We start from the raw sequence: 25,484 nt of genomic DNA, 5'->3' as shown, positions 1-25,484 counted from the left end.
ACCGTTGAGGCGTTCGTCGCGCCCTATGTTTATTGTCTTTTTGGTAAGGATATCAACCAATGAAACCCCTTTTTACGCTCTCAGCGCTCGCGCTTTCCCTCATGCTGGCTGGTTGTAGTCATAAGCCTTTACCGCCAACTGAAAAAGTGGTGAAAACCACGGTTATCAAAGCTGACAATGGTTCCACGCTGAAGATTGATGGTTATGAACAATTAAAAACGGACTTCCATCAGTCAACCGATACCGCACTGCGCTACATCACACGTGCTGATACCAGCAAAGTGGCGGCACTGACAACATTGAGCTTTATTGTGGGCGCATTCGCCCCCGGTGGCTCTCAGGCGACCGGGTTTACGAAGTATGATCTGGTGGGGACGCCCATTACCACGTTGTCTAATCCGTCCGTGACGTATTTCAGTGAAGAGATGGAAAAGTCGCTGCAATCTTCAGTCGCAGAAAAAGCGGCTGGTCAGTTACAAAATCCGATTGAGATCCGGCCTTATGTCTGGATGCTGGTTTACGAAAATCTGTCTGGCGGGGAAAACTTTGAGCTGCACTATTCCACTGTCATCACGCGCAGCAAAGATCACTCGACGAAAAAATATGATGTCGCTAGGCTGAACTGTACGCCAGAGCCGATTAAGGCACCGCTTGCAGAATGGGAAGCCAATAATTATCAGAAGGTTAATGATGTGACGCGCAGCTATATGGCGAGTTGCCTGCGGGATTTCAATGAAACCAAAGATCAGTTTTTGCAGTAAGAGTTGGGAAAGCGTACTTCGTGGGAAGTGCTCTCTACATGCCGGGTAGGGTGAATCCGTTCCGAGGTCTGATAAAGCGAAGTGCAGGTTCCGGGGCGGGGGTTTTCATTCCCCCTTTTCGGGAGGATATAAAAGAAAAGAGCCGGTACTTTCGTACAGGCTCTCATCTGAAATGATGGCGGTGAGGGGGGGATTGACTCGCTTCGCTCGCCCTGCGGGCAGCTTCCTCGCGGGCTCGTCATCTGTCCAACGGGCAGTTGCCCGTTGTCGAACCCCAGTCGGGGGTTCTCATCCCCCCTGTGCGGGAGAATATAAAAGAAAAGAGCCGGTACTTTCGTACAGGCTCTCATCTGAGATGATGGCGGTGAGGGGGGGATTCGAACCCCCGATACGTTGCCGTATACACACTTTCCAGGCGTGCTCCTTCAGCCACTCGGACACCTCACCACATTGTATTGCCGCCACCCTCTTAGGGGGCAACGGGGCGCTACTATAGGGAGTTGAACTAAAACGGTCAAGCAGATTTTCCGCTTTGCGGATTGTTCGCTTAAGGTATGAGCAATGGACAGTGTGACGCTGGTCGTAAGGCTATTTGTGAAGAGAAAAACAGTCGCGGCCGGGTCTGGTAGGGTGCAGCGCCATCAGTTATACGAGGTTAGCGCAGATGGCGGTGAGGGGGGATTGACTCGCTTCGCTCGCCCTGCGGGCAGATTCCTCGCGGGCTCGTCATCTGTCCAACGGGCAGTTGCCCGTTGTCGGACCCCGCTCGGGGGTTCTCATCCCCCCGGTGCGGAAGAATATAAAAGAAAAGAGCCGGTACTTTCGTACAGGCTCTCATCTGAAATGATGGCGGTGAGGGGGGGATTGACTCGCTGCGCTCGCCCTGCGGGCAGCTTCCTCGCGGGCTCGTCATCTGTCCAACGGACAATTGTCCGTTGTCGAACCCCGGTCGGGGGTTCTCATCCCCCCGGTGCGGAAGAATATAAAAGAAAAGAGCCGGTACTTTCGTACAGGCTCTCATCTGAAATGATGGCGGTGAGGGGGGGATTGACTCGCTGCGCTCGCCCTGCGGGCAGCTTCCTCGCGGGCTCGTCATCTGTCCAACGGACAATTGTCCGTTGTCGGACCCCGGTCGGGGGTTCTCATCCCCCCTTTTCGGGAGAATATAAAAGAAAAGAGCCGGTACTTTCGTACAGGCTCTCATCTGAAATGATGGCGGTGAGGGGGGGATTCGAACCCCCGATACGTTGCCGTATACACACTTTCCAGGCGTGCTCCTTCAGCCACTCGGACACCTCACCACATTGTCTTCCCGTTATTAACGGGACGGGCGCTAATGTAGGGAAAAGCACGAAAGCCGTCAATCTTCTTTTTCAATAAATTAACGCGTTTAGACAAACTTCAAGCAACATGCTTCTTAAACATCCTGAAATCGCTTTTTTTCTCGGCACCGGAGTTTCTCCGCGTTGCACAAGAGAAATTTGTTATGCTGCTTTCCTCATAAAATCATACACAACAGCTCCGCCAATGATGCGGATACCACACAACACGTTCTGGAGTTGATATGGACATTATCTTTTATCACCCCTCTTTTAATACTGAGTACTGGATAGCGGCGTTGAGCAACGCGCTACCACAGGCGAACATTCGCGCCTGGGTAAAAGGCGATGATGCACCCGCAGACTATGCGCTGGTTTGGCATCCCCCCGTCGACATGCTAAAAGGGCGCGCATTAAAGGGGGTTTTCGCACTCGGCGCCGGGGTGGATTCTATTCTGGGTCAGCTGAAAGCTCACCCGGAAATGTTGGCAGAATCAGTACCGCTGTTCCGGCTGGAAGATACCGGCATGGGGCAGCAGATGCAGGAGTACGCGGTAAGCCAGGTGCTGCACTGGTTCCGTCGTTTTGATGATTACCAGCAATTGAAGCTGCAAGCGCAATGGAAGCCGCTTGATGAGTATCAACGTGAAGATTTCACCATTGGCATTCTTGGTGCCGGTGTGCTGGGCGGAAAGGTTGCGGAAAGCCTTCTTGCATGGGGATTCCCGCTGCGTTGCTGGAGCCGCAGCCGAAAATCACTGCCCGGTGTGACAAGTTTTGCTGGCGCTGCTGAGTTGGGGGATTTCCTGCACGGCACGCGGGTGCTGATTAACCTGCTGCCGAACACGCCGGAGACAGTGGGGATCATCGATCGTGCATTGCTCGGCCAACTGGCAGACGATAGCTATGTCATGAACCTGGCGCGTGGCGTTCATCTGGTCGAGGAGGATCTGTTGCAGGCGCTGAATAAGGGCAAATTGAAGGGAGCAATGCTGGATGTGTTTAATCAGGAGCCGTTGCCCGCGACTCATCCGTTGTGGGCACACCCACGCGTGGCAATAACGCCGCATATGGCTGCCGTAACCCGCCCGGCAGAGGCGATTGCCTTTATTACGCAGACTATCTTGCAACTTGAGCACGGTCAGCCGGTCAGCGGGCTTGTTGATCGGCAGCGCGGCTATTGATGACATACCCGGTCATGCCGGGTTTTCATTAAACTGCATAACGATAACTGCTATCCTTGCAGAAATAACTACAGGAGTGAAACATGTATCCCGTTGACCTGCATATGCATACCGTCGCCAGCACCCACGCTTACAGTACCCTGCATGACTATATTGCCGAAGCGAAACGTAAAGGCATTCGACTCTTTGCCATTACCGACCATGGCCCGGACATGGCAGATGCGCCACATTACTGGCACTTCGTTAATATGCGTATCTGGCCGCGTCTGGTGGATGGGGTTGGTATTCTGCGTGGCATTGAGGCCAACATTAAAAACACGGACGGTGAGATTGATTGCAGCGGGCCAATGCTCACGTCGCTGGATCTGATCATCGCCGGGTTTCATGAACCGGTGTTTCCTCCTCAGGATGAAGCGACGCACACGCAGGCAATGATTGCATCGATGGCCAGTGGTAACGTGCATATCATTAGCCACCCGGGTAACCCTAAATTCCCGGTCGATATTCCGGCGATTGCCGCCGCAGCGGCGAAATACGATGTGGCGCTGGAAATTAACAACTCTTCGTTTTTGCACTCCCGTAAAGGCAGTGAAGAAAACTGCCGTGCGGTTGCGGCGGCCGTACGTGATGCCGGGGGATGGGTCGCGCTCGGTTCAGACTCGCATACCGCTTTCACATTGGGTGAGTTTGACGAGTGTCGAAAGATCCTCGATGAGGTCGACTTCCCGGAAGATCGTATCCTTAATGTCTCTCCACGCCGTTTACTGAGCTTCCTTGAGTCGCGCGGAATGGCGCCGATTACCGAATTTGCTGAACTTTAATACTGACTGGAACAACTGAATGAACGAATTTTCAATCCTCTGCCGGGTGCTCGGCTCGCTGTTTTATCGCCAGCCGCAAGATCCGCTGCTGGTGCCGCTGTACACCCTGATCCGTGAAGGAAAACTGGCGGAGAGCTGGCCGCTGGAGCAGGATGAACTGCTGGAACGTTTGCAAAAAAGCTGCGATATGCAAGCGCTGGCGGCGGATTATAACGCTCTTTTCGTTGGCGACGAGTGCCGCGTATCGCCGTTCCGCAGTGCCTGGGTTGAAGGGGCGACTGAAGTTGAGATCCGTGCATTTTTATCGACCCGTGGGATGCCATTAACCGATACCCCGGCCGATCATATCGGTACGTTACTGCTGGCTGCATCCTGGCTGGAAGACCAGTCGGCTGAAGACGAGAGTGAGGCGCTTGAAACCCTGTTTGCTGATTATCTGCTACCCTGGTGCGGCACCTTTTTCGGCAAGGTTGAAGCGCATGCCACCACGCCGTTCTGGCGTACGATGGCGCAGCTTGCCCGTGATGCGATTGCCGCCATGTGGGATGAGTTGCAGGAAGAATCTGACGAGAAATTGTGATGTAGATCACAACTTTAATGCAACAAGACATTTGTTCTTTCAACTAACGTGCTCCGTATCGCATAAATAGGGTGCGCATCTGCTATGATGCGCACCATGAACATACTTCTTTCTATTGCACTGACAACGGGGATCCTCTCTGGCCTGTGGGGCTGGGTAGCCGTATCCCTTGGCTTATTAAGCTGGGCGGGTTTTCTCGGTTGCACGGCTTATTTCGCCTGCCCACAAGGCGGTATTAAAGGACTGTTGATCTCCACCTGTACGGTCATGAGCGGCGTGGTTTGGGCGCAGGTGATTATTCACGGCGCGGCGCTGGCTCCGCATCTGGAAATATTCGGTTATGTGATGACCGGTATGGTCGCATTCTTGATGTGTATGCAGGCAAAAAGTCTGTTGCTCTCCTTTGTGCCAGGCACATTTATTGGCGCTTGTGCCACCTTTGCCGGTCAGGGTGACTGGCGGCTGGTAATGCCGTCACTGGCTGTTGGTTTACTGTTTGGATATGCGATGAAAAACAGCGGCCTGTGGCTGGCCTCCCGGCGCGAGCCAGTGCTTCCCTCAGAAAAAACTTCTCTAAATTAAATAATCCTTTTTTTTATGTGAATATATGCTGTTTTAAGCACTTACATTAAATTCATCAATGCGTTAGTTTCAAAAAATTCGCAGCTATGCCATCTTAATTCCTGGTCATACCAGTATGATGAATAGAAGGTGTCCTGAGGTGCTTATGCGTCTTTTTAACCTGTGTGTTTTCGCTCTTGCCGGATTTACCATTGCCAGTTCCTGCTCTGCTACTGCTTCTACTGACAGGGGAAATATTGCTTTTCGGGGGGCAATTGTCGAAGAGGGGTGTGACATGCAGACTGTACCGCACACACTGGTTATTGCGTGTCCACAAAATGCCACAAAACCGATCCAGCGCATTGATTTGAGTGCCATCGCCGCAGCCCCTCAATCCGTTTCCGTATTCGAAAAAGTGCAGATGCGCTACCTTAACCAACAGCATTCGATGGCAATTATTGACGTCGCCTACAACTGATTGTGCAGGTACTGTGAGGAGCATGCGATGCCCGTCATTTCCTTGCAGGCCAGGATACACTTAAGAGTGTGAGTGGGTTAGCAGCCGGAAAGGGGGCAAAGATGCAACCACGTATACAAGTGCTTCAGGGGGATATCACCACCCTTGATGTTGATGTCATCGTCAATGCGGCAAACCCGTCATTGCTTGGTGGCGGGGGCGTCGATGGCGCGATCCACCGTGCGGCGGGGCCAGCGTTGTTGGATGCGTGCAAGCAGGTGCGCCAGCAGCAGGGGGAATGCCCTCCCGGACACGCCGTTATCACCATTGCTGGAAATTTACGCGCGAAAGCCGTGATCCACACGGTGGGGCCTGTCTGGCGCGGCGGGGATGAGCATGAAGCCCGGTTGCTGGAAGACGCTTACCGCAACAGTCTGCAACTGGCCGAAGCGAACGGCTATATGACCATCGCTTTCCCGGCGATCAGCACCGGTGTGTATGGTTATCCGAAAGCAGCGGCTGCGGAGATTGCCGTCAATACGGTTACAGATTATCTCGCCCGGCATCACCACCTGCAGCAGATATACTTTGTTTGCTATGACGATGACACCACCCGACTTTATCAACGCTTGCTTACTCAACTGGGAGATGAACCGGCCCGCTGATATGCAGTCATTTGCCTGGCTGGTCTGGTTGGTGGATTCAGTGGCTGGTTTGAAGACCAAAGCAGCAGCCAGCCTGGTTAATGTGTTGTGACCTGCGGTTGTGCATTTTTCTCCTGCGGTTTTCCGGAGAAGAGGAAGCGCAGCAGCGGGATGCGCAGGTGCATTTCATACAACAGCACAGCAACACCCACAACAAACACCAACCCGGTAATAAAACCTAAGAGATTTGACTGAATGTGCGGGGTTATCCAGGCGCCGAATAACAGCGTCAGAGGATGGTGCACCAGATAGATAAACAGCGAAGCGTTAACGAAATAGGTCACCCGCGCCGACTGGAAATTCAGCAAGCGGTGTCCCAGTGAGAACACCACGTTAACCATCCACAATCCCAGCAGCATAGTAATGATGGATTCGGTTTCATACAGCCAGGCATCACCGTTACCGTAATGCTGATTGAGCAGATACGCAGCAAACGCCAGTAATGACCCTACCGCACACCACGGAGACGGGGTGGTGAACAACGACTTCAGCCGCGGATTGATAAACGTTAGCGCGCCAAGAAGGAAAAACGGAATGTAAAACAGCGACTGCATCACCGCGAAATTAAACAGCGCATCGCGCAATATTTCCGGCCAGGTGATAACGATTATTCGGCGCACCACTGCCCAGACAATGCCAAACAGCAGAAACCACAATGAGAGCTTGCCCAGAGAAATAGCCCCCAGGAAGCGTTGCGCATTGTTTTTTATTTTTTTAAACAACCACATGCCGATTGTCGTTAATACAACAAGCACTAACAGAAACCATAAATGGGAAATCAGTTCCCAGCACAGAGTATTGAATTTGTCATAAGTCGAGAGGGCGTGCCATTCGCCGGTTTTGTCTTTCACATATTGCAACATAATAAATTGCGGTAGCGTCAACAGGGGAATAGCAGTCAGCATGGGAATACCGACGCGCTCAACGCGAAGCGTCCACCAGCGTTGCATCGGATAACGCAGATAAAGCATGTATGAAAAATAACCGGAAATAACGAAAAATACCTGCATGCGGAACGCATGAATGGCGTCGTTGAACAGCGTTAGCCACCACGAGGGGTAGATGCTGTTGACATGCCACATATGGCTTGAATAGATCAGCGATATGTGGAAGGGGATTCCGAGCAGCATCAGCCATGCGCGTATGGAATCGAGGAAATATTCACGTTGTGCAGGGGCTCTGGTCATATAACTCTGTGCATTCTCAGACTTTTCGTCTTATCCATAAGACAAATAATGATTACATTCGCAACTAACCCTACACTACGACCGGGATCCTGTCTCCAGGATAGCTCGCAAAACGATAAAGGGTTAGTTTCAATTGTTTATTCACTGAGCCGGCATGCAGAACAATGCGGGGATTCAGTTGTCGGATTGCGTGAGTTTCCATTAAAATGGATCGGATCGATTTAAGCACACAAAGGGGGAAGTGCTTAGTTATTATGAAACCTAAATTACGAATGATGAAAATGCGTTGGGTAGGTGCAGCGGTACTGTTGTCACTTTATACGTCATCGGGCTGGGCTTTTTCTATTGATGATGTCGCAAAACAGGCACAATCCCTGGCCGGCAAAGGCTACGAAGCGCCCAAGAGCAACTTGCCCTCTGTGTTCCGTGAAATGAAATACGCGGACTATCAGCAGATCCAGTTTAACCACGATAAAGCCTACTGGAACGCGACCAACACCCCGTTTAAGCTTGAGTTTTACCACCAGGGTATGTACTTCGACACGCCGGTGACCATCAATGAAGTGACCGCCACCGCCGTTCGCCAAATCAAATACAACCCGGACTACTTCAATTTCGGCAATGTCCAGCACGATAAAGACACGGTCAAAGATCTGGGTTTTGCGGGTTTCAAAGTTCTTTACCCCATCAATAATAAAGACAAAAACGATGAAATCGTCAGCATGCTGGGCGCCAGTTACTTCCGCGTGATCGGTGCAGGCCAGGTTTACGGCCTTTCCGCGCGCGGTCTGGCGATTGATACGGCGCTGCCGTCTGGTGAAGAGTTCCCGCGTTTTCGTGAGTTCTGGATCGAGCGTCCGAAACCGACGGATAAACGCCTGACTATCTATGCATTGCTGGACTCGCCACGTGCTACCGGCGCGTATCGTTTCGTGATTATCCCAGGCAGGGATAGCGTGGTTGACGTGCAGTCGAAAGTTTACCTGCGCGATAAAGTCGGCAAACTTGGGGTCGCCCCACTGACCAGTATGTTCCTGTTTGGGCCTGCTCAGCCGTCGTCTGCTACCAACTACCGTCCTGAATTGCACGACTCTAACGGGTTGTCGATGCTGGCCGGTAATGGCGAGTGGATCTGGCGTCCGCTGAACAACCCGAAACATCTGGCGGTGAGCAGCTATGCGATGGAAAACCCGCAGGGCTTTGGTTTGCTGCAGCGCGGGCGCCAGTTCTCCCGTTTTGAAGATATCGATGACCGCTACGATCTGCGCCCGAGCGCGTGGGTAACGCCGAAAGGGGAGTGGGGCAAAGGGAAAGTTGAATTGGTTGAAATTCCAACCAACGATGAAACCAACGATAATATTGTCGCTTACTGGACACCGGACCAACTGCCGGAACCCGGTAAAGAGATGAACTTCAAATACACCATCACCTTTAGCCGTGACGAAGACAAGCTGCATGCACCGGATAATGCCTGGGTATTGCAGACTCGTCGTTCTACGGGGGATGTGAAACAGTCAAATCTTATCCGTCAGCCAGACGGCACCATCGCGTTTGTGGTGGATTTCACTGGCCAGGACATGAAAAAACTGCCGCAAAATACCCCTGTCACTGCGCAAGCCAGCATTGGCGATAACGGCGAGATCGTTGAAAACACCGTTCGCTATAACCCGGTTACGCAAGGTTGGCGTTTGATGCTGCGTGTGAAAGTGAAAGATCCGAAGAAAACGACGGATATGCGTGCAGCGCTGGTCAATGCCGATCAGACCCTGAGTGAAACCTGGAGCTATCAGCTACCTGCCAATGAATAAGATAACTGAGTATATCGACGCGCTGCCGCTTCCGGACGAGAAGAAGGCGGCGTTGCCGACAGACAGTCTCCAGCGCGTGCACACCGCGCTGGATGTGGAACATACGCCATGGGAACGTGAAGATGACACCCCGCTGGGCTCTGTCGCTGCACGTCTGGAAGGCAGTTGGCCAGACTCTTTGGCGAAAGACCAACTGATTAAAGATGATGAAGGGCGCGCGCAACTGCAGGCAATGCCGAAGGCAAAACGCTCCTCCATGTTTCCGGACCCCTGGCGTACAAACCCGATTGGCCGTTTCTGGGATCGCCTGCGTGGGCGCGAAGTCGCTCCGCGTTATCTCGCGCGTCTGACCAAAGAAGAGCAGGCTCACGAACAGAAATGGCGCACGGTCGGTTCCATCCGTCGCTATATTCTGCTGCTGCTGACGCTGGCGCAGACCGTGGTCGCAACCTGGTATATGAAAACTATCCTGCCTTATCAGGGGTGGGCGTTGATCACGCCAACCGATATGGCAGGCCAGGATCTGTGGGTTTCCTTTATGCAGCTACTGCCGTATGTGCTGCAAACCGGCATCCTGATCCTGTTCGCCGTGTTGTTCTGCTGGGTTTCTGCAGGTTTCTGGACCGCGTTGATGGGCTTTCTGCAACTGCTGATAGGCCGGGATAAGTACAGCATTTCGGCGTCGACCGTTGGCGATGAACCGCTGAATCCTGAGCATCGCACCGCGTTGATTATGCCGATCTGTAACGAGGACGTGGACCGCGTTTTCGCTGGCCTGCGTGCAACGTGGGAGTCGGTGAAAGCGACCGGGCAGCAACAGCACTTCGACGTGTATGTCCTCAGCGACAGCTACAACCCGGATATCTGCGTTGCGGAACAGAAAGCCTGGATGGAACTGATTGCCGAAGTGCAGGGCGAAGGTCAGATTTTCTACCGTCGCCGCCGCCGCCGCGTGAAACGCAAGAGTGGCAACATTGACGACTTCTGCCGTCGCTGGGGCAGCCAGTACAGCTATATGGTGGTGCTCGATGCTGACTCGGTGATGAGCGGCGAGTGCCTGACCGGGCTGGTGCGTCTGATGGAAGCGAACCCGAATGCCGGGATCATCCAGTCTTCGCCGAAAGCATCCGGTATGGACACGCTCTACGCGCGTTGCCAGCAGTTCGCCACCCGCGTATACGGGCCGTTGTTTACCGCGGGCCTGCATTTCTGGCAGTTGGGTGAATCGCACTACTGGGGCCATAACGCCATTATCCGTGTGAAGCCGTTTATTGAGCACTGCGCACTGGCGCCGCTGCCTGGTGAAGGGTCTTTTGCCGGTTCCATTCTGTCGCACGACTTTGTGGAAGCGGCGTTGATGCGCCGTGCCGGATGGGGCGTGTGGATCGCCTATGATCTGCCGGGCTCGTATGAAGAGCTGCCGCCCAACCTGCTGGATGAGCTGAAACGCGATCGCCGCTGGTGCCACGGTAACCTGATGAACTTCCGCCTGTTCCTGGTAAAAGGGATGCACCCGGTGCACCGCGCCGTGTTCCTGACCGGCGTGATGTCTTATCTTTCTGCGCCGCTGTGGTTTATGTTCCTGGCACTTTCCACAGCGTTGCAGGTGGTGCATGCCCTGACCGAGCCGCAGTACTTCCTGCAGCCACGCCAGCTTTTCCCGGTATGGCCGCAGTGGCGTCCGGAGCTGGCCATCGCGCTTTTCGCATCAACGATGGTGCTGCTGTTCCTGCCGAAGCTGCTGAGTATCATTCTGGTGTGGTGCAAAGGGCCAAAAGAGTTTGGCGGTTTCATCCGCGTGACGCTTTCACTGCTGCTTGAAGTGCTGTTCTCCGTGCTGCTGGCGCCGGTGCGCATGCTGTTCCACACAGTGTTTGTGGTGAGCGCGTTCCTGGGCTGGGAAGTGGTATGGAACTCACCGCAGCGTGATGATGACTCCACGCCGTGGGGCGAGGCTTTTATGCGCCATGGTTCGCAGTTGCTGCTGGGGCTGGTATGGGCAGTGGGCATGGCCTGGCTGGATTTGCGCTTCCTGTTCTGGCTGGCGCCGATTGTCTTCTCGCTGATCCTGTCGCCGTTTGTATCGGTTATCTCCAGCCGCTCAACAATCGGTTTGCGCACCAAACGCTGGAAGCTGTTCCTGATCCCGGAAGAGTATTCACCGCCTAAAGTGCTGGTGGACACAGATACGTACCTGGAGCTGAACCGCTCGCGCTCGCTGGATGATGGTTTTATGCATGCGGTGTTTAACCCGTCCTTCAATGCGCTGGCGACAGCGATGGCAACAGCGCGTCACCGCGCAAGCCATGTGCTGGAAATCGCCCGCGATCGTCACGTTGAACAGGCGCTGAATGAAACGCCGGAGAAACTGAATCGCGATCGTCGTTTGGTGCTGCTAAGTGACCCGGTTACGCTGTCGCGGATGCATTACCGCGTATGGTCAGCCCCGGAGAAATATTTGTCCTGGGTTAGTTATTACGAGACGCTGAAGCTTAATCCGCTGGCGCTGAAGGCGAAGTAAGCCGACAATAAGGAAAATACCGGCCTGAGCGCCGGTATTTTTTTATCCACAAATGTTGAGGCGGGGTAGCAGGTGAAAGTGATAGTGGTCGTTGTGATGGCATGTTTGCTGAGTGGGTGCGGTAGCATCATCAGCCGGACGATCCCCGGGCAGGGCCATGGAAATCAATACTACCCGGGGGTGAAGTGGGACGTCCGCGACTCCGCGTGGCGTTATATCACCGTGCTGGACTTACCCTTCTCGCTGGTGTTCGATACCTTATTGCTACCTATAGATGCCCATCACGGTCCGTACGAGTGATCAGCGCTCGTCCCATTCGTCGGCAGCGGTCTGCCCCTCCTCTGTATCGAGTGGGGGTTCAAGCTGAAACTCGCCTTCGTCCCATTCGTGCAGGGTATTCTCCTCCAGCCACTCCTGGCTTATCTCTATTTCATCATACTCGCCGTCAAATACGCTTTGTGCCGCCTCGCCGCTGAGCATGGGCAGACATTCACCGGGCTCGTCTTCATCGGCAAAAAATTCAGCCTGCCATGCGATATCACCGTCCTGCAGAACGTATTTCTGCACATTGAATTGCTGGACGTTCGCCCCTTCTTCATCCAGCTCAGGATTACTGGCGAGGAATTCTTCGCGGGCAGCATCAATTGCTTCAGAGAGCGTCGAGTAAAAATTCAGGTTGGAATCGGCCATATCTAACTCCTTAGCGAGAGGAAAAAAGGTATGCAGAAACCTATAGACGCTGGTATTGAGAGCGTCAAATTGCGAATTGTGTTGTCCGTAACGAATGCATGAAGTCAGGACAAAAGAAGGGACGCACCGCCCGGAAAAGCAGTGCGTCTGACGGTCAATGGCTGATCTTCACTCCCGCGTCCTGCTGAATCACCGGGCCTTCCACCACCTTGATATTGAGCCCTTTGGTCTCCAGTTCGGCGTTGCGTACGCGAAGACCACGCACAGCCTCAATATTGACGTTGGTGAAGTGGAACCCGCTGAGCGGAGCTTCCGGCGTGCCAATAATAAATGCGGCGGCTTTGCTGTTCCCGGTGGAGGTTAAATCCTCGACGGTAATATTGCTGAAATGCGGCGTTTTGTATTTATCAAACGGCTGTTTGGCGTCGCTGTCTGGCGGGTAAATTTGCTCACCCAGCGTGAAGCCGCCGCCTTCGAGCATTTTATCCACCTCGGCTTGCACAATTGGCGCCGCTTTGTAATAGGCGGAAAACACCAGCGGGACTTCAACGTCGTGCATTTGTGTATTCCGGTAGACAATATTTTTTACCTCGCCACCTTTGCCTCGCGGGCTTTTTATCCGGATCCCGTACATCGATCCTTCAAACGTATTGTTTTCAACCAGTACGTTATTTACCCCGCCAGCACTTTCACTGCCAATCGAAATACCGCGCCCTTGTTTGAGCGTATTGTTCGCAATATAAATATTTTCCACTACGCCGTCCGGAAAACGGCTGTCCGGTTTTTCAGCTTTGATGGCGATATGATCGTCATTACAGTCAATAAAATTATGGGTGATGCGGATGTTCTGGCTATCGATAGGGTCGATGGCATCCGTGTTTGGCGCATGCCAGGGCGATAAAATGCGCGTTTTATTGACGTCAATATCGTGAGAATAACGCATGACGATATGGAAGCTGGGGGAGTGCGTGAGCGTGATCCCTTCTATCAGCACGTTACTGGATTGCTTGATATACACCAGCCTTGGGCGATCGGTACCGCCTTTTTTACCCGTCGCGCGAATATTTTCCCGCCAGCGCTCCCACCAGACAGCCCCCTGGCCGTCAATGGTGCCTTCCCCGGTAATGGCGACGTTGCTGGCATTGGCAATGCTGATAAACGGCAACCAGCCATTTTCCGCTTCGGCATAGCGGGATTGTTCATTGGCGCGCCAGGCGGCAATCTCGGTAGAAGCAACCAGCGTGGCGTCTTTCTCCAGCTTTAGCTGTACATTGCTTTTCAGAAACAACGGGTTAGTAAGGTAATTACCGCGAGGGATCAGCACGGTTCCGCCGCCAGCCTGGGCGCAATCATTAATGGCTTGTTGAATAGCGGTCGTATTGAGGTCGATTTGCAATCTGTGGCCTTCCGAGCCGTAGTGGGTGACGTTACACACTTTATCGGGGAATTTCACATCACTCGCGCCAAAGCTGGAACTGAGGGGTGAAAGGGAGGCAATACAGGCGGTGAGGCAAGACAACGTGATCCGTTTACGCATGGAAACTCCTTATTGAAATGGTGTTTTTAAAAAATAACACCATCATTTCCTTTCCATGCGAAGCCAGCTCACGCTTTACGGAATATGGGTCATTCGCCTGATTACCTGCGCATTTTTTGTGCGCTGCGTCAGGCAGATTTCAGGCAAATGTCCATTGTGTCGTGGTATGGATTTAATCGTCAGTCGGCAGTGTTTGCTGTACTCGCGGGCGTTCTTTTTCCACGGTGGTGGAACGGGCCGGGCGTTGCAGACTGAACCACGAATAGAGGGCATTAAACAGAACGACGCCTGCCGTCACGCAGAATACTGCGCGGAAGCTGAAACTGGCGGAAATGGCCGCGCCAACCAGTGGGCCGGTGACATTACCGATATCACGAAATGACTGGTTATAACTGAAAATACGCCCGGCTATCTGATTGGTGGAGTTATACACCAATAGCGTCTGCACGGCGGGCAACAGCGCACCGTCCGCCGCGCCCAGCAAAAAGCGCAACACGCCCAGCTGCCACGGCGTTTGCACCAGCGACATGGGGATGAGTAACAGCACTGAAATCACCAGCGCAGCGACCAGGATCTTCTCCGGGCCGATTCTATCGCCCAGTTTACCCAGACGCGGTGCGCTGAGCAGGGCTGCAACACCAGGCACTGACGCAATCATTCCGCTGAGAAACGCAATATTGCTAACGTTGCCCGCCAGTTCACGTACATATAGCGTCAGGATGGGGGCGATGGAGCCGGTGGCAACCTGGATAATCATGGTGGTGATAAACAGGCTTAGCACCAGTTTCGGGTTTTTGAGCGAAGCAAAAACCTCTCTGGCGTGCAGCATTTCACGTTTTGCCACCGGGACAAAATTTTCACGGATATAACACAGCGTCAGCAGAAAGCAGATAAACAGCACTGAGGCGGTGATAAAAAAGACCATTCGCAGGCCCCACGTATCTGCCAGCAGACCGCCAGCAAGTGGCCCGAGAAGCGCGCCCGCCACGCCGCCAGTGGAAAGCGTACCGAGCGCCCAGCCGCTTTTATTCCGCGGAATTTGTGTTGCGATGAGCGCATTGGCATTAGGAATAAAGCCGCCCAGTAAACCGAGTAAGGCCCGCAGGATCAGGAACTGCCAGACGTTTTGAGCAAGCCCCATTAGCGCCATGACGATTGCCATACCGAGTGCGGAACGCAGCAGCATAATTTTGCGACCTTTTCGGTCGGCAAGCCCACCCCAGAATGGAGAGGCAATGGCGGAAAACAGAAACGTGATGCTGAAAACCAGCCCCGACCACATGTTCAGCGCACTGTGACCGGTCACCCCTAACAGCTCAACATAGAGTGGTAAGAATGGCATCACTAGGCTAAATGCAGCGCCGGTAAGGAAACATCCAAACCAGGCAACAGTCAGGTTACGTTTCCAGTTTATCGGGACATCAGAGGATGGCATAACGATCCGTAACGGCGTTGTTTTAACGCACAGAGTAGTGATTGAATTTGGTAAGCATGCTAATTATGCGCCTGCGGGATGGTCACTGCAATGTGCGGCGGGAGTTATGTGTGACAAAAGAAAACAGCCCGCTCAGCGGGCTGTGCGCGATCAGTAGCGGGATGGAACGCCTTCCGGTCGGGTTTTAAAGCGGCGGTGCAGCCACATATATTGTTCTGGCGCCATCATAATGCAGCGCTCCACAACCTTATTCATCCACGCAGCAGTTGTTTGCGCATCGTCAAGCGGCGGGGAGCATTCCGCCTCCAGCATAATTAACTCATAGCCTTTGCCGTCGGGTTTTCGACGCGGAACAAATGGCACGATACACGCTTGCGACATACGTGCCAGCATCCAGGTACCGGAGGTGGAGGCCGCTTGCTCAACGGCGAAGAAAGGGGCAAATACGCTGGCGCGCGGGCCGTAGTCATGGTCAGGCGCATACCAGACGACTTCTCCGGCTTTTAGCGCCCGGATCATACCCTTGAGATCCTTACGGTCGATCATGCTCTTATTGGAGCGCATGCGACCCCGGGTTTGCAGCCAGTCGATAAGCGCGTTGTCATTAGGTCGGTAAACGCCAATACCGGGCTCATTCATACCGAACATGCGGGCACCGATTTCCAGCGTCAAAAAATGGACGCCGATCAGCAAAATGCCACGCCCTTGCGCCTGCACGTTACGTACGTGTTCAAAGCCGGAGACATCCATCCAGCGCGCCATACGACGATCGGACCAGAACCAGGCGATACCGGTTTCCATCAGACCCATGCCGACAGAGACGAAATTATCGTCCACCAGTTTTGCGCGAGCAACGTCGCTCATGTGCGGAAAGCAGAGCTCAAGATTGCGTTGTGCAATCGACACTCGACGCTTCATCGTGTGTTTTGCCAGGCGGCCGATACCGCAGCCGAGGCGATAAATCACGGGATAAGGGAGCTGAACGACTAACCACAGTACTCCGATGCCCAGCCAGGTTAGCCAGTAGCGGGGATGCAGAAGCGCTGCTGAGAACTTGGGTAAATGCGTCATGTTTGTCCTTTTTTAAGCAACAATTCCCTGTATTCTCTCATTTTTTCGGAATTAGCCAAAATCAGAGCGCACATAACGCCTGTTTTTGTGGGTAACTGTTGAAATGTGGTAATGAGAATGAGGAAAATGTAGCGCAAAATGTAAGGATGTAAATTATCCGTATTTGCTTTATGATGCCGCCGTTTTTTCACTCTTGCAGGATACGTACACCATGCCAGTGTTACACAACCGCATCTCTAATGATGAATTAAAAGCCCGCATGCTCGCTGAAACCGAGCCGCGCGTCACCGTTTCGTTTTATAAGTATTTCTCCATCATCAACCCGCAGGTCACGCGCGATGCGCTGTATCAGGCATTTACGCGGCTGAGCGTTTTCGGTCGTGTTTACCTGGCGCATGAAGGCATCAATGCGCAGATCAGCGTGCCGCAAAGTCGTTTTGCTGCGTTCCGCGACGTTGTTTATGCCTTTGATCCGGCGCTCGACGGGCTACGGATGAACACCGCGATTGATGATGACGGCAAATCTTTCTGGGTGCTGCGCATGAAAGTGCGTGACCGGATTGTCGCGGACGGTATTGATGATGACAGCTTCGACGCCAGTGATGTGGGTGATTACCTGAAAGCGGCGGACGTGAACGCGATGCTGGACGATCCTGAGGCCATTTTTATCGATATGCGCAACCACTACGAATATGAAGTCGGGCATTTCGATGGTGCGCTGGAGATCCCTGCCGATACGTTCCGCGAGCAGTTACCGAAAGCGGTAGAGATGATGCAGGAGCACAAAGATAAGAAAATCGTGATGTATTGCACTGGCGGCATCCGTTGTGAAAAGGCCAGCGCCTGGATGAAGCACAACGGATTCAACAAAGTGTGGCATATCGAAGGCGGTATTATCGAGTACGCTCGCCGGGCCCGTGAACAGGGGTTGCCGGTGCGTTTTATCGGTAAAAACTTTGTCTTTGACGAACGCATGGGGGAGCGCATTTCTGAGGATGTGATTGCCCATTGCCACCAGTGTGGCGCGCCCTGCGACTCACATACCAATTGCCTGAACGACGGTTGTCACTTGCTGTTTATCCAGTGCCCGGCCTGTGCGGAAAAATTCAACGGGTGCTGCAGTGAATTGTGTAAGGAAGAGCGCGCACTGCCGGAAGACGAGCAGCGTAAGCGCCGTGCGGGACGTGAAAATGGGAATAAGATTTTCAATAAATCCCGTGGTCGCCTGAACACTACACTGGGCATTCCGGATCCGGAATAAGCGTAATGCGGAGAGGGCGTGCCCTCTCCGACGTCATTACTTCTGGCGAACGCCTTCAACAGAAATAATCAGCTCAACATCCTGCGATGCCGGACCTAAATCGGTGGTGATGTTAAAGTCTTTCAGCGTAATTTTCCCTGCTGCTTCAAAACCTGCACGCACGCCGCCCCATGGATCGTTACCCTGCCCCATCAGTTTTGCATCCAGCGTGACGGGTTTTGTCACCCCGTTCAGGGTCAGATTGCCGGTGATGTCGAGACCGTCGCCATCTTTCTTCACCTCTGTCGACGTAAAGGTCGCTTGCGGGAATTTAGCCACATTCAGAAATTCCGCGCTGCGCAGGTGTTTATCGCGTTCAGCGTGGTTGGTATCCACACTATTGGTATTGATGGTGATGTTAACTTTATCGGCTGAAGGATTCGCCTCATCAAAGCTAAAGGTGCCGTCGAAATCTTTGAATGTCCCGTATAACCAGCTATAACCCAGATGCTGAATACGGAAATTAACAAAGGCGTGTTGACCTTCTTTGTCAATTTTATAGTCTGCTGCCACGGCGGAACCGGCGGCAAATAACAGCGAGGCGAGGGTAAGTCCCGGCAGGATTTTCTTCATATTATGCTCCAGAGTCAGGTGACGATTTTCCCAGCATGCGCTTGAGAGTGACGTCTTTATCGATGAAATGGTGTTTTAATGCGGCGAGGCCGTGCAAAACAGAGAGCACGACAACGCTCCATGCCAGCCACAGGTGAACAGTCCCGGCCAGGTCGGCCTGTGCGCCTGCATCAGCCAGGGTTGCCGGTATTTCAAACAGGCCGAAGACGTTGATGGGTTTGCCGTCGGCTGTCGAAATCAGATAGCCGCTAACAATGATGCCAAACAGCAACAGGTAGAGCGCGATATGCGCGGCCACAGCACTAATGCGCGTCAGAGGGGAATAGGTGGCAAGTGCAGGCGGTGGTGGGGAGAGGTAACGCCAGACAATGCGCACCACTAATCCGAGCATCAGTAGCACACCGATGCTTTTATGAAGCTCCGGTGCCTGGTGATACCAGCCGTCATAGTAGCTCAACGTGACCATCCATAAGCCCAGCGCAAACATGCCATAAACCGCGATTGCAACCAACCAGTGCAGGGCAACGGAAATAACGCCATAACGAGATGGGGTATTACGCAATTGCATAATTGTTAACCGAAGTTAATAGAGAGTTAATTTAAAATGGCGTGAGTTAAATAATATTGCAACTGAAAATCGGTGAATTGAATTGCTATTTTTTCTATATCATTTTTTTTGAACGAGAACCGGCTGATATATTCAGTCGGTTAGAGAAAAATGATCATATATTCTGCCTGATATGAGATTTTTCTTACTGTCTTGATATTGAAACAATTACGAAGGTTAATGCGTTTATTAACTTTAATTAAATTAACGTAAGCTTTTGTCAGTTATTATTAGCCCGGCCATACAATATAAATAATATCGATCGCGGCGATCAGTAACCACAGGACAATATAAAGCATCAAATGCTCACGCACGTTATTAATTAAGTAATGGAACAGACGCCGCATGATGACCTCGTTATTAAGACGTTCAGCGACCTTAATTCACGGTCGCTGAAGGATTATCACGCAAAGCGTGCGAGAGAGAACGGGGTCAAATCAAACTCCGTACTGTTATCTGCAGCAAAGGCAGTGGCGATTTCTCCGAGCACGGGGGCGAATTTAAACCCATGGCCGCTCAGTCCTGTGATGATCAGCGTATCGGGGTGATCCGCCAGGGTATCGATAATAAAATCCTCATCCGGCGAGTTATCGTAGGTGCAAGAAGCCCCGTATAAACAGCCACCGATGCCGGGCAGAAACTGGCGCAGGAACGCGAAGCATTCGGAGCCATCGCCAGCTTCATCACCAAATGCTGTTCGCTGTTGTGGTTCAGTGATGAGCTGCCCGCCATTGTGGCGACCAATCTTCAGCGCATTATCGTCTGCCGGAAACCCGTAATACTGATCGCCATTGGCCATTTCGCCGGTAAATGCCGGGAAGCGATTTTTGGTGCTGTACCGTCCGTCTGCCTGGAACCAGGCGAAAACTTTCCGCACCGGCTGTATCGGCAGGGCGGGGAGCAACTGTTGAACCCAGGTCCCTGCACTGACCAACACTTTCGTGCCGCGGAATGTTCCTTCCGGCGTGTCAATTGCGACGCCGTCGTCCGTATGATGCAGCGCTGTCACCGGGCAATTGAATAACTGTGCGCAACCGGCTTTTCGGGCAAGGTCGATCCAGGTTTTCACCGCCAGCTCGCAGTGCAGTACGCCGGAGTCAGCTTCAAACAGCCCAATATAGTCGTCCGGCACACGGATCTCCGGCCAGCGCGCCATCAGAGAAGGTGCGTCAAGCTTTTCTACCGCCAGGTTCCACTGTAAAGCGCTCTGCGTGACATTGGCGAGGAAGCTGGAGTCCGTCGGGCCAATATTGATCACGCCAGTACGTTCGAATACGGTTTCGCCGCTTTCCGCCGCCAATTGTTCCCAGAGTTGTTGGGCGCGCAAGACAAGCGGCACATATTTCTCCCCTTCACCGTAAGCATGGCGAATTAAGCGCGTATCACCGTGATGGCTACCTTCCTTGTGTGGCGGCAAATGTGCATCGGTCATCAGCACATTAAGCCCGGCACGGGTGGCGTAATAGCCCGCTGCTGCGCCAACAGAGCCGCTGCCGATAATAATCAGATCGTATTTCATGGTGTTCTCCAGGTGAATGCTTTTTTCAGGAGGGTAAATAACATGGCGGTGTTATACAAGGGCGGAAATAAATAAGGCACCCGATGGGTGCCTGTTGAGTGGCTGAGAGGCATTATTTCTAATGTCTGCGGTACTCATCTTCCTGGTAATCGCCAGATTCAATCTTGGCAATGCCCGCTTCAAGGATCGAAATAAACTGGCGGGCGACATCCGTCGTTAGCCACAACGTCTGACCGACTTCGGTCTCTTCCTGTGTGGCTCTGTTTGGGGTCTGGTAGTGCAACCGGAGCATCAGGGCATCATAACTGTCCACTGTGCTGATGTCCCATCCGACCAGCGGATGGGTCTGGATGACTTCATTATTCTTTACCATCATAACCCCCATTTTGGCGTGTTTAATTAGACGACGACTTTCGAGGTTCAATGCGTGTTTTTTTTGAAGCCCTTTCAGTATACCAACAACTGGCAGGATAGATCGAATGAATAAACACTCTGCAACATCTTTTTTACGCTGATTGCGTTTTTTTGAATAACAGAGCGAGATCTTAATCACTCATTTTATTACCTGCCGACAACGTCATTAAACGCTTAGCAAAGAAACAAAAAAGCCGGGGCGACCCGGCAATAAGAACAAACTTAAAGAGAAATTATTCGGTGATAAACCAATCGTCAGCGCTTTCCCAGGTTTCCTGTAAAATTTCACTTATGCGATCTTTATCTTCTTTTGCACCACCGAGCACGGACAAATTGTTCGCGGCGGCATAGCGAACCGTGATTTTGTTTTCACGATCGGGGTAATAATTATTCAAACGACGGGATAATTCACCCGCCAGTGCATCAATGGCGCCCGGCGGTAAGGATGTGGTTTTGGCAATCGTCACTTCAATGCGCATAATAGCCCCCTGCGTTATTTACTGTATATTTATACAGTTAACTTATGCTTATTACAACAGGGGGCGTAAAGTTTTTAACGCTTCACGTTCCAGCGTACCGTTTCACCGGCAAGGAAGGGCACCAGTGCATCGTCCGGCAGGGTAATAGTCTCTGGCACTACATGCTCTTCGCGCACCAGTTCGATAAAGGTTTCGTTGACCGGCAGACCGTAGAAACGCGGGCCATTCAGCGACGTAAACGCTTCCAGATGCGGCAATGCATTCATCTCTTCAAACACTGTTGCATAGCTGCCCAACGCAGTTGGCGCATTGAAACAACCCGCACAGCCACAGCTGGCTTCTTTGCGATGACGGGCATGCGGCGCGGAGTCGGTGCCCAGAAATGCGCGTTCAAACCCGCTGGCGACCAGCTCGCGCAAAGCCTGTTGGTGGACATTACGTTTGAGAACAGGCAGGCAATAGAGATGTGGGCGTATGCCGCCAACCAACATATGGTTACGGTTAAACATCAAATGTTGAGGGGTGATCGTTGCTGCCAGCCGTTCATTGCCCTCGCGGACATAATCCGCGGCGTCTTTAGTGGTGATGTGCTCGAACACCACTTTCAGGCCAGGCAGGCGTTTGCGCAGTGGTTCCATCACGGTTTCAATAAAGCGCGCTTCGCGATCGAAAATGTCGATTTCCGCATGTGTAACTTCGCCGTGCACTAACAGTGGCATCCCCAGTTTTTCCATGCGTTCCAGTACCGGCATGATTGCATCAATACTGGTGACGCCGTGGCTGGAGTTCGTGGTGGCGTTTGCCGGATAGAGTTTTGCCGCCGTGAAGACATTGTCGTTAAAACCACGTTCGACTTCGTTGGCATCCAGGCTATCGGTCAGATAGCAGGTCATCAACGGAGTGAAATCGTGCCCGGCGGGGACAGCATCAAGAATACGCTGACGATAAGCACGGGCCGCGTCCACGGTGGTTACAGGGGGAACCAGATTGGGCATAACAATGGCGCGGGCGTAAGTTTCGCTGGTCCACGGCACGACGGTTTTCAGCATATCGCCATCACGTAAGTGGACGTGCCAGTCGTCAGGACGGCGGATTTTCAAAACCTGGGGTTGTGTCATTGGAATGCTCCGGCTGGTGAGGATCAGTTGTTTTTGCCGGGCACTAAGGATATGCGGAAACGTTTTCGTTTGCATCTTTTTCCTGAAAAAAAGGGCGCATTCGCGCCCTCAGAATCAGAATTCAGTCGGTGAAGGGAATGATAATCTCGCCCGGTTTCACCTCGATGCCTTTGGCGAATTTCTTCGCCAGCGCTTCGCCTTTGCTGTTGTCTTCTTTTAGCACATAGGCCGGGCGCTGATTAAAATAGCTGCGCAAAGACTGATTCAGATAAGGCAACAGCGTCTGCAGAACGGTTTGCATCTTCTCTGGCGTGACTGTCGCATCGACCACTTCCATCTCCTGCAGGTAGATCGCGCCTTTCTCTTTATCAAATACCGGCAGCGCTTTCATTTTTAACTTGATCACCGCTTTTTGGTTGCCAAAGAGGGAGGTCATGTCCAGATTTGCGTCGCCGGTCAGCGTCACTTTATTCGGCTCTTCGCGACCAATTCCGCTGGCCAGATTGTTCAGCACAATGTGTGCATCCGCGACACCCGGCACGCCGATATCTTTGGCGAAATCGTTGCGTTTTTGCAGTGCCTGATTGATCTCCTGTTCGCTGATGGAATATTGGGTCAGTTGGTTACAGCCCACCAGCACGCCGCTCAACATTAATGCAGCGGCAAAAATGATTTTCTTCATGTGTTCCTCAACGTGGTCCTGATGCTTCAGTCCTGGGGAGTAGCATGCGTCACACGCCGCGCAAAGACCAGCGGAAAAAGCTGAATGCACTGGCGGAAGCGGGCGCTTCCGCCTGTAGAATAATCAGGCGCCTGGTTCCAGCATCCGTTGTTGCAGGCGTTTAAGACCAAATTGCCACAGCAGTGCGAAGAAGGTGATAAGGCCTATCAATGCCAGCATCATCCACGGGAGTTCCGGTTGATTAAAGGCTTTTCCTGCATCAAACAACCAGCCGCCGCCTGCGTAACCCAGCGCGCCGCCAAACGCCAACCCTAAGCGACTGAAGCCCATATAACTTCCGCGCGCACGGGCATCTGCCAGTTGCGCACCCAACGTTTCACGCGCGGGTTCGGCAATGATCGACCCGATATAGAACGTGCAAATGAGCGTGAACAATTGTTGCAATGAGCCCACCATACCCACCGGCAGCAGACTAAACGACATCACCAACAGTCCAAACATCAGGCGGTGTTCCAGGCGAAAGCGTTTCTCGCTCCAGCGGGCAATCGGATAGAGCAGAGTCAACGACAAACAGGCCTCAATGGCATACATCCATTTCACCGCCGCTGGCGAACCGGCAATGTCGTTAACCATAATCGGCAGCATTAACATCACCTGTACCGCCAGCATGTAGTAACCGGTCAGCGTCAGTACATAGGTGACAAAGCGTTTGTCACGAAGTACGCGGCCAAGCCCTTCGCGCACTGGTGCTTTAACCGTCGACAATTTCCACGCAGGTAGCAACCAGGCGTTAAACGCGGCGCAAAGAACAAACATTAACGCACCCACGGCGCAGACGAGACGAAAATCGTATTGCAACAGCCAACTGCCGAGCAGTGCGCCGACAACCGCACCGGCACTATCCTGCATCATCAACAGAGAGAAAAAACGGCTGCGCTGGTTAGGGCGCACCAGTTTGACCACCAGCGCAGAACGCGGCGGATCGAACAGTGTGCCGCCAAGCCCGGAGAGCAGACAGGAGAGCCACAATACCCAGGGTTCATGCGCAACGCCCATGGCAATGAAACCGCCCGCGCGCATCAGCATGCCGGTGACAATCAACGGTTTTGCACCAAAACGGTCGGCAATCGCCCCACCGAAAATCCCCAGCCCTTGTTGAATAAACTGACGCAAACCGAGGGCAATACCGACCATTAAAGCGGCCCAGCCCAGTTGATCGACGAAGCGAATGGAAATCAGGGGGAAAACGACAAAAAAGCCGAGGACAACCAACATATTATCGACAAGCAGGAAATATTTACCCAGGCTCCTTGCCTGCGATATGCGCGCCATTTCCCCTCCGGGAAATCAGAAAGATAAGACAATCTTATTTTGCGGTTTCGCTACGGCTTTTCCCATATTGATGGTGACAATATTTTTTTATCAAAATCAGTCTTTGATTGAGAGTTTTCATCGAAAATGGCGCTTGACGCAGAAAATGCCATGTTGCTGTTTTCCCAGAGCGGCTATGCAAATGTATAGTAAAGGGAAGGGGTTAAAAAAGTCGTGAAACGGAAGGAGTGGTAATGCATGTTTGGCTATCGCAGTAACGTGCCGAAAGTACGCTTAGTAACGGACAGATTGGTGGTGCGCCTCGTCCACGACCGCGACGCCTGGCGCCTGGCGGATTATTACGCTGAAAATCGCCAATTTTTAAAACCCTGGGAGCCCGTGCGCGATGAAAGCCATTGTTACCCTTCCGGCTGGCAGGCACGGCTCGGTATGATCAATGAATTCCACAAGCAAGGCACCGCGTTCTATTTCGCGTTGCTCGATCCGGAAGAGAAAGAAATCATTGGCGTGGCGAATTTTTCTAATGTGGTTCGCGGCTCATTCCATGCCTGTTATCTGGGCTACTCCATTGGGCAAAAGTGGCAAGGACAAGGGTTAATGTTTGAGGCCCTGACCACTGCGATCCGCTATATGCAACGTACGCAACATATGCACCGCATAATGGCAAACTACATGCCGCACAATAAACGCAGCGGTGATCTACTGGCGAGACTCGGTTTTGAAAAAGAGGGCTACGCCAAATCGTATTTGTTAATCGACGGGCAATGGCGCGATCACGTATTAACAGCATTAACCGCGCAGGAATGGACCCCGGGTCGTTAAGG

Annotated in this window: 26 protein-coding genes, 2 tRNA genes and 2 other RNA genes; 12 read left to right on the top strand and 18 right to left on the bottom strand. The window is 52.7% G+C overall.

What is annotated here, in order from left to right:
- Nucleotides 1–59: 59 nt before the first annotated feature.
- Nucleotides 60–761 (top strand): hypothetical protein, encoded by a 702-nt coding sequence (locus N7922_RS15625; protein ID WP_263097183.1) that lies wholly within the window; start codon nt 60–62, stop codon nt 759–761.
- A gap of 359 nt (nt 762–1,120) precedes the next feature.
- Here the strand turns inward: N7922_RS15625 and N7922_RS15620 are convergent.
- From N7922_RS15620 to N7922_RS15605, 4 genes are all read right to left on the bottom strand, one after another.
- Nucleotides 1,121–1,208, bottom strand: a tRNA-Ser gene (locus N7922_RS15620).
- Nucleotides 1,209–1,608: 400 nt separating this feature from the next.
- Nucleotides 1,609–1,745: non-coding RNA, RtT sRNA (locus N7922_RS15615), on the bottom strand.
- Nucleotides 1,746–1,791: 46 nt separating this feature from the next.
- Nucleotides 1,792–1,928, bottom strand: a non-coding RNA gene (locus N7922_RS15610) — RtT sRNA.
- Nucleotides 1,929–1,974: 46 nt separating this feature from the next.
- Nucleotides 1,975–2,062, bottom strand: a tRNA-Ser gene (locus N7922_RS15605).
- Nucleotides 2,063–2,325: 263 nt separating this feature from the next.
- On the opposite strand from N7922_RS15605, the gene ghrA reads away from it, so the two are divergent.
- From ghrA to ymdB, 6 genes are all read left to right on the top strand, one after another.
- Nucleotides 2,326–3,264, top strand: a complete 939-nt coding sequence (gene ghrA, locus N7922_RS15600) for a glyoxylate/hydroxypyruvate reductase GhrA (protein ID WP_263097182.1) — start codon at nt 2,326–2,328, stop codon at nt 3,262–3,264.
- A gap of 83 nt (nt 3,265–3,347) precedes the next feature.
- Nucleotides 3,348–4,085, top strand: coding sequence for a phosphatase (locus tag N7922_RS15595; protein ID WP_263097181.1), 738 nt, complete (start codon nt 3,348–3,350; stop codon nt 4,083–4,085).
- Between the two features lie 19 nt (nt 4,086–4,104).
- Nucleotides 4,105–4,665, top strand: coding sequence for a molecular chaperone (locus N7922_RS15590; protein WP_263097180.1), 561 nt, complete (start codon nt 4,105–4,107; stop codon nt 4,663–4,665).
- A gap of 96 nt (nt 4,666–4,761) precedes the next feature.
- Nucleotides 4,762–5,247 (top strand): DUF1097 domain-containing protein, encoded by a 486-nt coding sequence (locus tag N7922_RS15585; protein WP_263097179.1) that lies wholly within the window; start codon nt 4,762–4,764, stop codon nt 5,245–5,247.
- Between the two features lie 274 nt (nt 5,248–5,521).
- Nucleotides 5,522–5,704 (top strand): hypothetical protein, encoded by a 183-nt coding sequence (locus N7922_RS15580; RefSeq protein ID WP_263097178.1) that lies wholly within the window; start codon nt 5,522–5,524, stop codon nt 5,702–5,704.
- A gap of 101 nt (nt 5,705–5,805) precedes the next feature.
- On the top strand, nt 5,806–6,348 hold the full coding sequence (gene ymdB / locus N7922_RS15575) for an O-acetyl-ADP-ribose deacetylase (protein WP_263097177.1): 543 nt from the start codon (nt 5,806–5,808) through the stop codon (nt 6,346–6,348).
- A 77-nt stretch (nt 6,349–6,425) separates the two neighbouring features.
- Here ymdB and mdoC read toward each other — a convergent pair whose 3' ends face one another.
- On the bottom strand, nt 6,426–7,574 hold the full coding sequence (mdoC, locus tag N7922_RS15570) for a glucans biosynthesis protein MdoC (RefSeq protein ID WP_263097176.1): 1,149 nt from the start codon (nt 7,572–7,574) through the stop codon (nt 6,426–6,428).
- 272 nt (nt 7,575–7,846) lie between these two features.
- On the opposite strand from mdoC, the gene mdoG reads away from it, so the two are divergent.
- The 3 genes from mdoG (at nt 7,847) to N7922_RS15555 (ending at nt 12,203) form a co-directional block, all read left to right on the top strand.
- The gene (gene mdoG, locus N7922_RS15565; protein WP_088236549.1) at nt 7,847–9,382 is read left to right on the top strand and encodes a glucans biosynthesis protein MdoG; all 1,536 of its coding nucleotides are present in this window, start codon (nt 7,847–7,849) and stop codon (nt 9,380–9,382) included.
- Nucleotides 9,375–11,903, top strand: a complete 2,529-nt coding sequence (mdoH, locus tag N7922_RS15560) for a glucans biosynthesis glucosyltransferase MdoH (protein WP_263097175.1) — start codon at nt 9,375–9,377, stop codon at nt 11,901–11,903. The genes mdoG and mdoH overlap by 8 nt, the downstream gene beginning before the upstream one ends.
- 72 nt (nt 11,904–11,975) lie before the next feature.
- Nucleotides 11,976–12,203, top strand: coding sequence for a YceK/YidQ family lipoprotein (locus N7922_RS15555; RefSeq protein WP_263097173.1), 228 nt, complete (start codon nt 11,976–11,978; stop codon nt 12,201–12,203).
- Here N7922_RS15555 and N7922_RS15550 read toward each other — a convergent pair whose 3' ends face one another.
- The 4 genes from N7922_RS15550 to N7922_RS15535 all read right to left on the bottom strand — a co-directional run bounded on the left by N7922_RS15550 (nt 12,204) and on the right by N7922_RS15535 (nt 16,636).
- Nucleotides 12,204–12,593 (bottom strand): MysB family protein, encoded by a 390-nt coding sequence (locus N7922_RS15550; RefSeq protein WP_263097172.1) that lies wholly within the window; start codon nt 12,591–12,593, stop codon nt 12,204–12,206.
- A 154-nt stretch (nt 12,594–12,747) separates the two neighbouring features.
- Nucleotides 12,748–14,130, bottom strand: coding sequence for a glycoside hydrolase family 28 protein (locus tag N7922_RS15545; RefSeq protein WP_263097171.1), 1,383 nt, complete (start codon nt 14,128–14,130; stop codon nt 12,748–12,750).
- Between the two features lie 172 nt (nt 14,131–14,302).
- Nucleotides 14,303–15,565 (bottom strand): multidrug efflux MFS transporter MdtG, encoded by a 1,263-nt coding sequence (mdtG, locus tag N7922_RS15540; protein WP_263097170.1) that lies wholly within the window; start codon nt 15,563–15,565, stop codon nt 14,303–14,305.
- A 150-nt stretch (nt 15,566–15,715) separates the two neighbouring features.
- A complete protein-coding gene (locus N7922_RS15535; protein ID WP_263097169.1) occupies nt 15,716–16,636 on the bottom strand; it encodes a Kdo(2)-lipid IV(A) acyltransferase in 921 nt (306 codons plus the stop codon).
- A gap of 211 nt (nt 16,637–16,847) precedes the next feature.
- On the opposite strand from N7922_RS15535, the gene N7922_RS15530 reads away from it, so the two are divergent.
- Nucleotides 16,848–17,897 carry a rhodanese-related sulfurtransferase gene (locus N7922_RS15530; RefSeq protein ID WP_263097168.1) on the top strand — a complete coding sequence of 350 codons (1,050 nt, stop codon included), beginning with the start codon at nt 16,848–16,850 and terminating at the stop codon, nt 17,895–17,897.
- 36 nt (nt 17,898–17,933) lie between these two features.
- Here the strand turns inward: N7922_RS15530 and N7922_RS15525 are convergent, their stop codons facing one another.
- The 9 genes from N7922_RS15525 to mdtH all read right to left on the bottom strand — a co-directional run bounded on the left by N7922_RS15525 (nt 17,934) and on the right by mdtH (nt 24,660).
- Entirely contained in the window at nt 17,934–18,509 is a 576-nt protein-coding gene (locus N7922_RS15525; protein WP_263097167.1) for a YceI family protein, read from the bottom strand.
- Between the two features lies 1 nt (nt 18,510).
- Entirely contained in the window at nt 18,511–19,077 is a 567-nt protein-coding gene (locus N7922_RS15520; protein ID WP_263097166.1) for a cytochrome b, read from the bottom strand.
- A gap of 269 nt (nt 19,078–19,346) precedes the next feature.
- The gene (locus N7922_RS15515) at nt 19,347–19,463 is read right to left on the bottom strand and encodes a YceO family protein (protein WP_263097165.1); all 117 of its coding nucleotides are present in this window, start codon (nt 19,461–19,463) and stop codon (nt 19,347–19,349) included.
- A gap of 56 nt (nt 19,464–19,519) precedes the next feature.
- A complete protein-coding gene (gene solA, locus N7922_RS15510) occupies nt 19,520–20,635 on the bottom strand; it encodes an N-methyl-L-tryptophan oxidase (protein WP_263097164.1) in 1,116 nt (371 codons plus the stop codon).
- 118 nt (nt 20,636–20,753) lie between these two features.
- Nucleotides 20,754–21,008: a biofilm formation regulator BssS gene (gene bssS / locus N7922_RS15505; protein ID WP_263100924.1), complete on the bottom strand. Its 255-nt coding sequence runs from the start codon at nt 21,006–21,008 to the stop codon at nt 20,754–20,756.
- A 274-nt stretch (nt 21,009–21,282) separates the two neighbouring features.
- Nucleotides 21,283–21,528 carry a DNA damage-inducible protein I gene (dinI, locus tag N7922_RS15500; RefSeq protein WP_061494833.1) on the bottom strand — a complete coding sequence of 82 codons (246 nt, stop codon included), beginning with the start codon at nt 21,526–21,528 and terminating at the stop codon, nt 21,283–21,285.
- A gap of 74 nt (nt 21,529–21,602) precedes the next feature.
- Nucleotides 21,603–22,646, bottom strand: a complete 1,044-nt coding sequence (gene pyrC / locus N7922_RS15495; protein ID WP_263097163.1) for a dihydroorotase — start codon at nt 22,644–22,646, stop codon at nt 21,603–21,605.
- 121 nt (nt 22,647–22,767) lie between these two features.
- Complete coding sequence (locus N7922_RS15490) at nt 22,768–23,328, bottom strand: lipoprotein (protein ID WP_263097162.1); 561 nt, start codon at nt 23,326–23,328, stop codon at nt 22,768–22,770.
- Between the two features lie 123 nt (nt 23,329–23,451).
- Complete coding sequence (gene mdtH / locus N7922_RS15485; RefSeq protein WP_263097161.1) at nt 23,452–24,660, bottom strand: multidrug efflux MFS transporter MdtH; 1,209 nt, start codon at nt 24,658–24,660, stop codon at nt 23,452–23,454.
- Nucleotides 24,661–24,897: 237 nt separating this feature from the next.
- Here mdtH and rimJ point away from each other — a divergent pair, with 237 nt between their 5' ends.
- Nucleotides 24,898–25,482: a ribosomal protein S5-alanine N-acetyltransferase gene (gene rimJ / locus N7922_RS15480; RefSeq protein ID WP_263097160.1), complete on the top strand. Its 585-nt coding sequence runs from the start codon at nt 24,898–24,900 to the stop codon at nt 25,480–25,482.
- The last annotated feature ends 2 nt before the right edge of the window (nt 25,483–25,484 follow it).

Origin of the sequence: Kosakonia sp. ML.JS2a (assembly GCF_025642095.1) — a bacterium.
In the GTDB taxonomy this organism is placed as follows: Bacteria; Pseudomonadota; Gammaproteobacteria; order Enterobacterales; family Enterobacteriaceae.
The sequence above is the reverse complement of the archived record's forward strand: the minus strand, read 5'-3'. Positions and strand labels throughout refer to the sequence as shown.

Bases quoted from the DNA above. Each gene is read 5' to 3' on its own strand.
- mdoG (WP_088236549.1), top strand. From the start codon at position 7,847: ATGATGAAAATGCGTTGGGTAGGTGCAGCGGTACTGTTGTCACTTTAT.
- mdtH (WP_263097161.1), bottom strand. From the start codon at position 24,660: ATGGCGCGCATATCGCAGGCAAGGAGCCTGGGTAAATATTTCCTGCTT.
- mdoH (WP_263097175.1), top strand. From the start codon at position 9,375: ATGAATAAGATAACTGAGTATATCGACGCGCTGCCGCTTCCGGACGAG.
- N7922_RS15590 (WP_263097180.1), top strand. From the start codon at position 4,105: ATGAACGAATTTTCAATCCTCTGCCGGGTGCTCGGCTCGCTGTTTTAT.
- bssS (WP_263100924.1), bottom strand. From the start codon at position 21,008: ATGGTAAAGAATAATGAAGTCATCCAGACCCATCCGCTGGTCGGATGG.
- N7922_RS15585 (WP_263097179.1), top strand. From the start codon at position 4,762: ATGAACATACTTCTTTCTATTGCACTGACAACGGGGATCCTCTCTGGC.
- N7922_RS15515 (WP_263097165.1), bottom strand. From the start codon at position 19,463: ATGCGGCGTCTGTTCCATTACTTAATTAATAACGTGCGTGAGCATTTG.
- ghrA (WP_263097182.1), top strand. From the start codon at position 2,326: ATGGACATTATCTTTTATCACCCCTCTTTTAATACTGAGTACTGGATA.
- N7922_RS15520 (WP_263097166.1), bottom strand. From the start codon at position 19,077: ATGCAATTGCGTAATACCCCATCTCGTTATGGCGTTATTTCCGTTGCC.
- mdoC (WP_263097176.1), bottom strand. From the start codon at position 7,574: ATGACCAGAGCCCCTGCACAACGTGAATATTTCCTCGATTCCATACGC.
- solA (WP_263097164.1), bottom strand. From the start codon at position 20,635: ATGAAATACGATCTGATTATTATCGGCAGCGGCTCTGTTGGCGCAGCA.
- N7922_RS15550 (WP_263097172.1), bottom strand. From the start codon at position 12,593: ATGGCCGATTCCAACCTGAATTTTTACTCGACGCTCTCTGAAGCAATT.
- N7922_RS15580 (WP_263097178.1), top strand. From the start codon at position 5,522: ATGCAGACTGTACCGCACACACTGGTTATTGCGTGTCCACAAAATGCC.
- mdtG (WP_263097170.1), bottom strand. From the start codon at position 15,565: ATGCCATCCTCTGATGTCCCGATAAACTGGAAACGTAACCTGACTGTT.
- pyrC (WP_263097163.1), bottom strand. From the start codon at position 22,646: ATGACACAACCCCAGGTTTTGAAAATCCGCCGTCCTGACGACTGGCAC.
- N7922_RS15595 (WP_263097181.1), top strand. From the start codon at position 3,348: ATGTATCCCGTTGACCTGCATATGCATACCGTCGCCAGCACCCACGCT.
- N7922_RS15545 (WP_263097171.1), bottom strand. From the start codon at position 14,130: ATGCGTAAACGGATCACGTTGTCTTGCCTCACCGCCTGTATTGCCTCC.
- rimJ (WP_263097160.1), top strand. From the start codon at position 24,898: ATGTTTGGCTATCGCAGTAACGTGCCGAAAGTACGCTTAGTAACGGAC.
- ymdB (WP_263097177.1), top strand. From the start codon at position 5,806: ATGCAACCACGTATACAAGTGCTTCAGGGGGATATCACCACCCTTGAT.
- N7922_RS15530 (WP_263097168.1), top strand. From the start codon at position 16,848: ATGCCAGTGTTACACAACCGCATCTCTAATGATGAATTAAAAGCCCGC.
- dinI (WP_061494833.1), bottom strand. From the start codon at position 21,528: ATGCGCATTGAAGTGACGATTGCCAAAACCACATCCTTACCGCCGGGC.
- N7922_RS15535 (WP_263097169.1), bottom strand. From the start codon at position 16,636: ATGACGCATTTACCCAAGTTCTCAGCAGCGCTTCTGCATCCCCGCTAC.
- N7922_RS15625 (WP_263097183.1), top strand. From the start codon at position 60: ATGAAACCCCTTTTTACGCTCTCAGCGCTCGCGCTTTCCCTCATGCTG.
- N7922_RS15490 (WP_263097162.1), bottom strand. From the start codon at position 23,328: ATGAAGAAAATCATTTTTGCCGCTGCATTAATGTTGAGCGGCGTGCTG.
- N7922_RS15525 (WP_263097167.1), bottom strand. From the start codon at position 18,509: ATGAAGAAAATCCTGCCGGGACTTACCCTCGCCTCGCTGTTATTTGCC.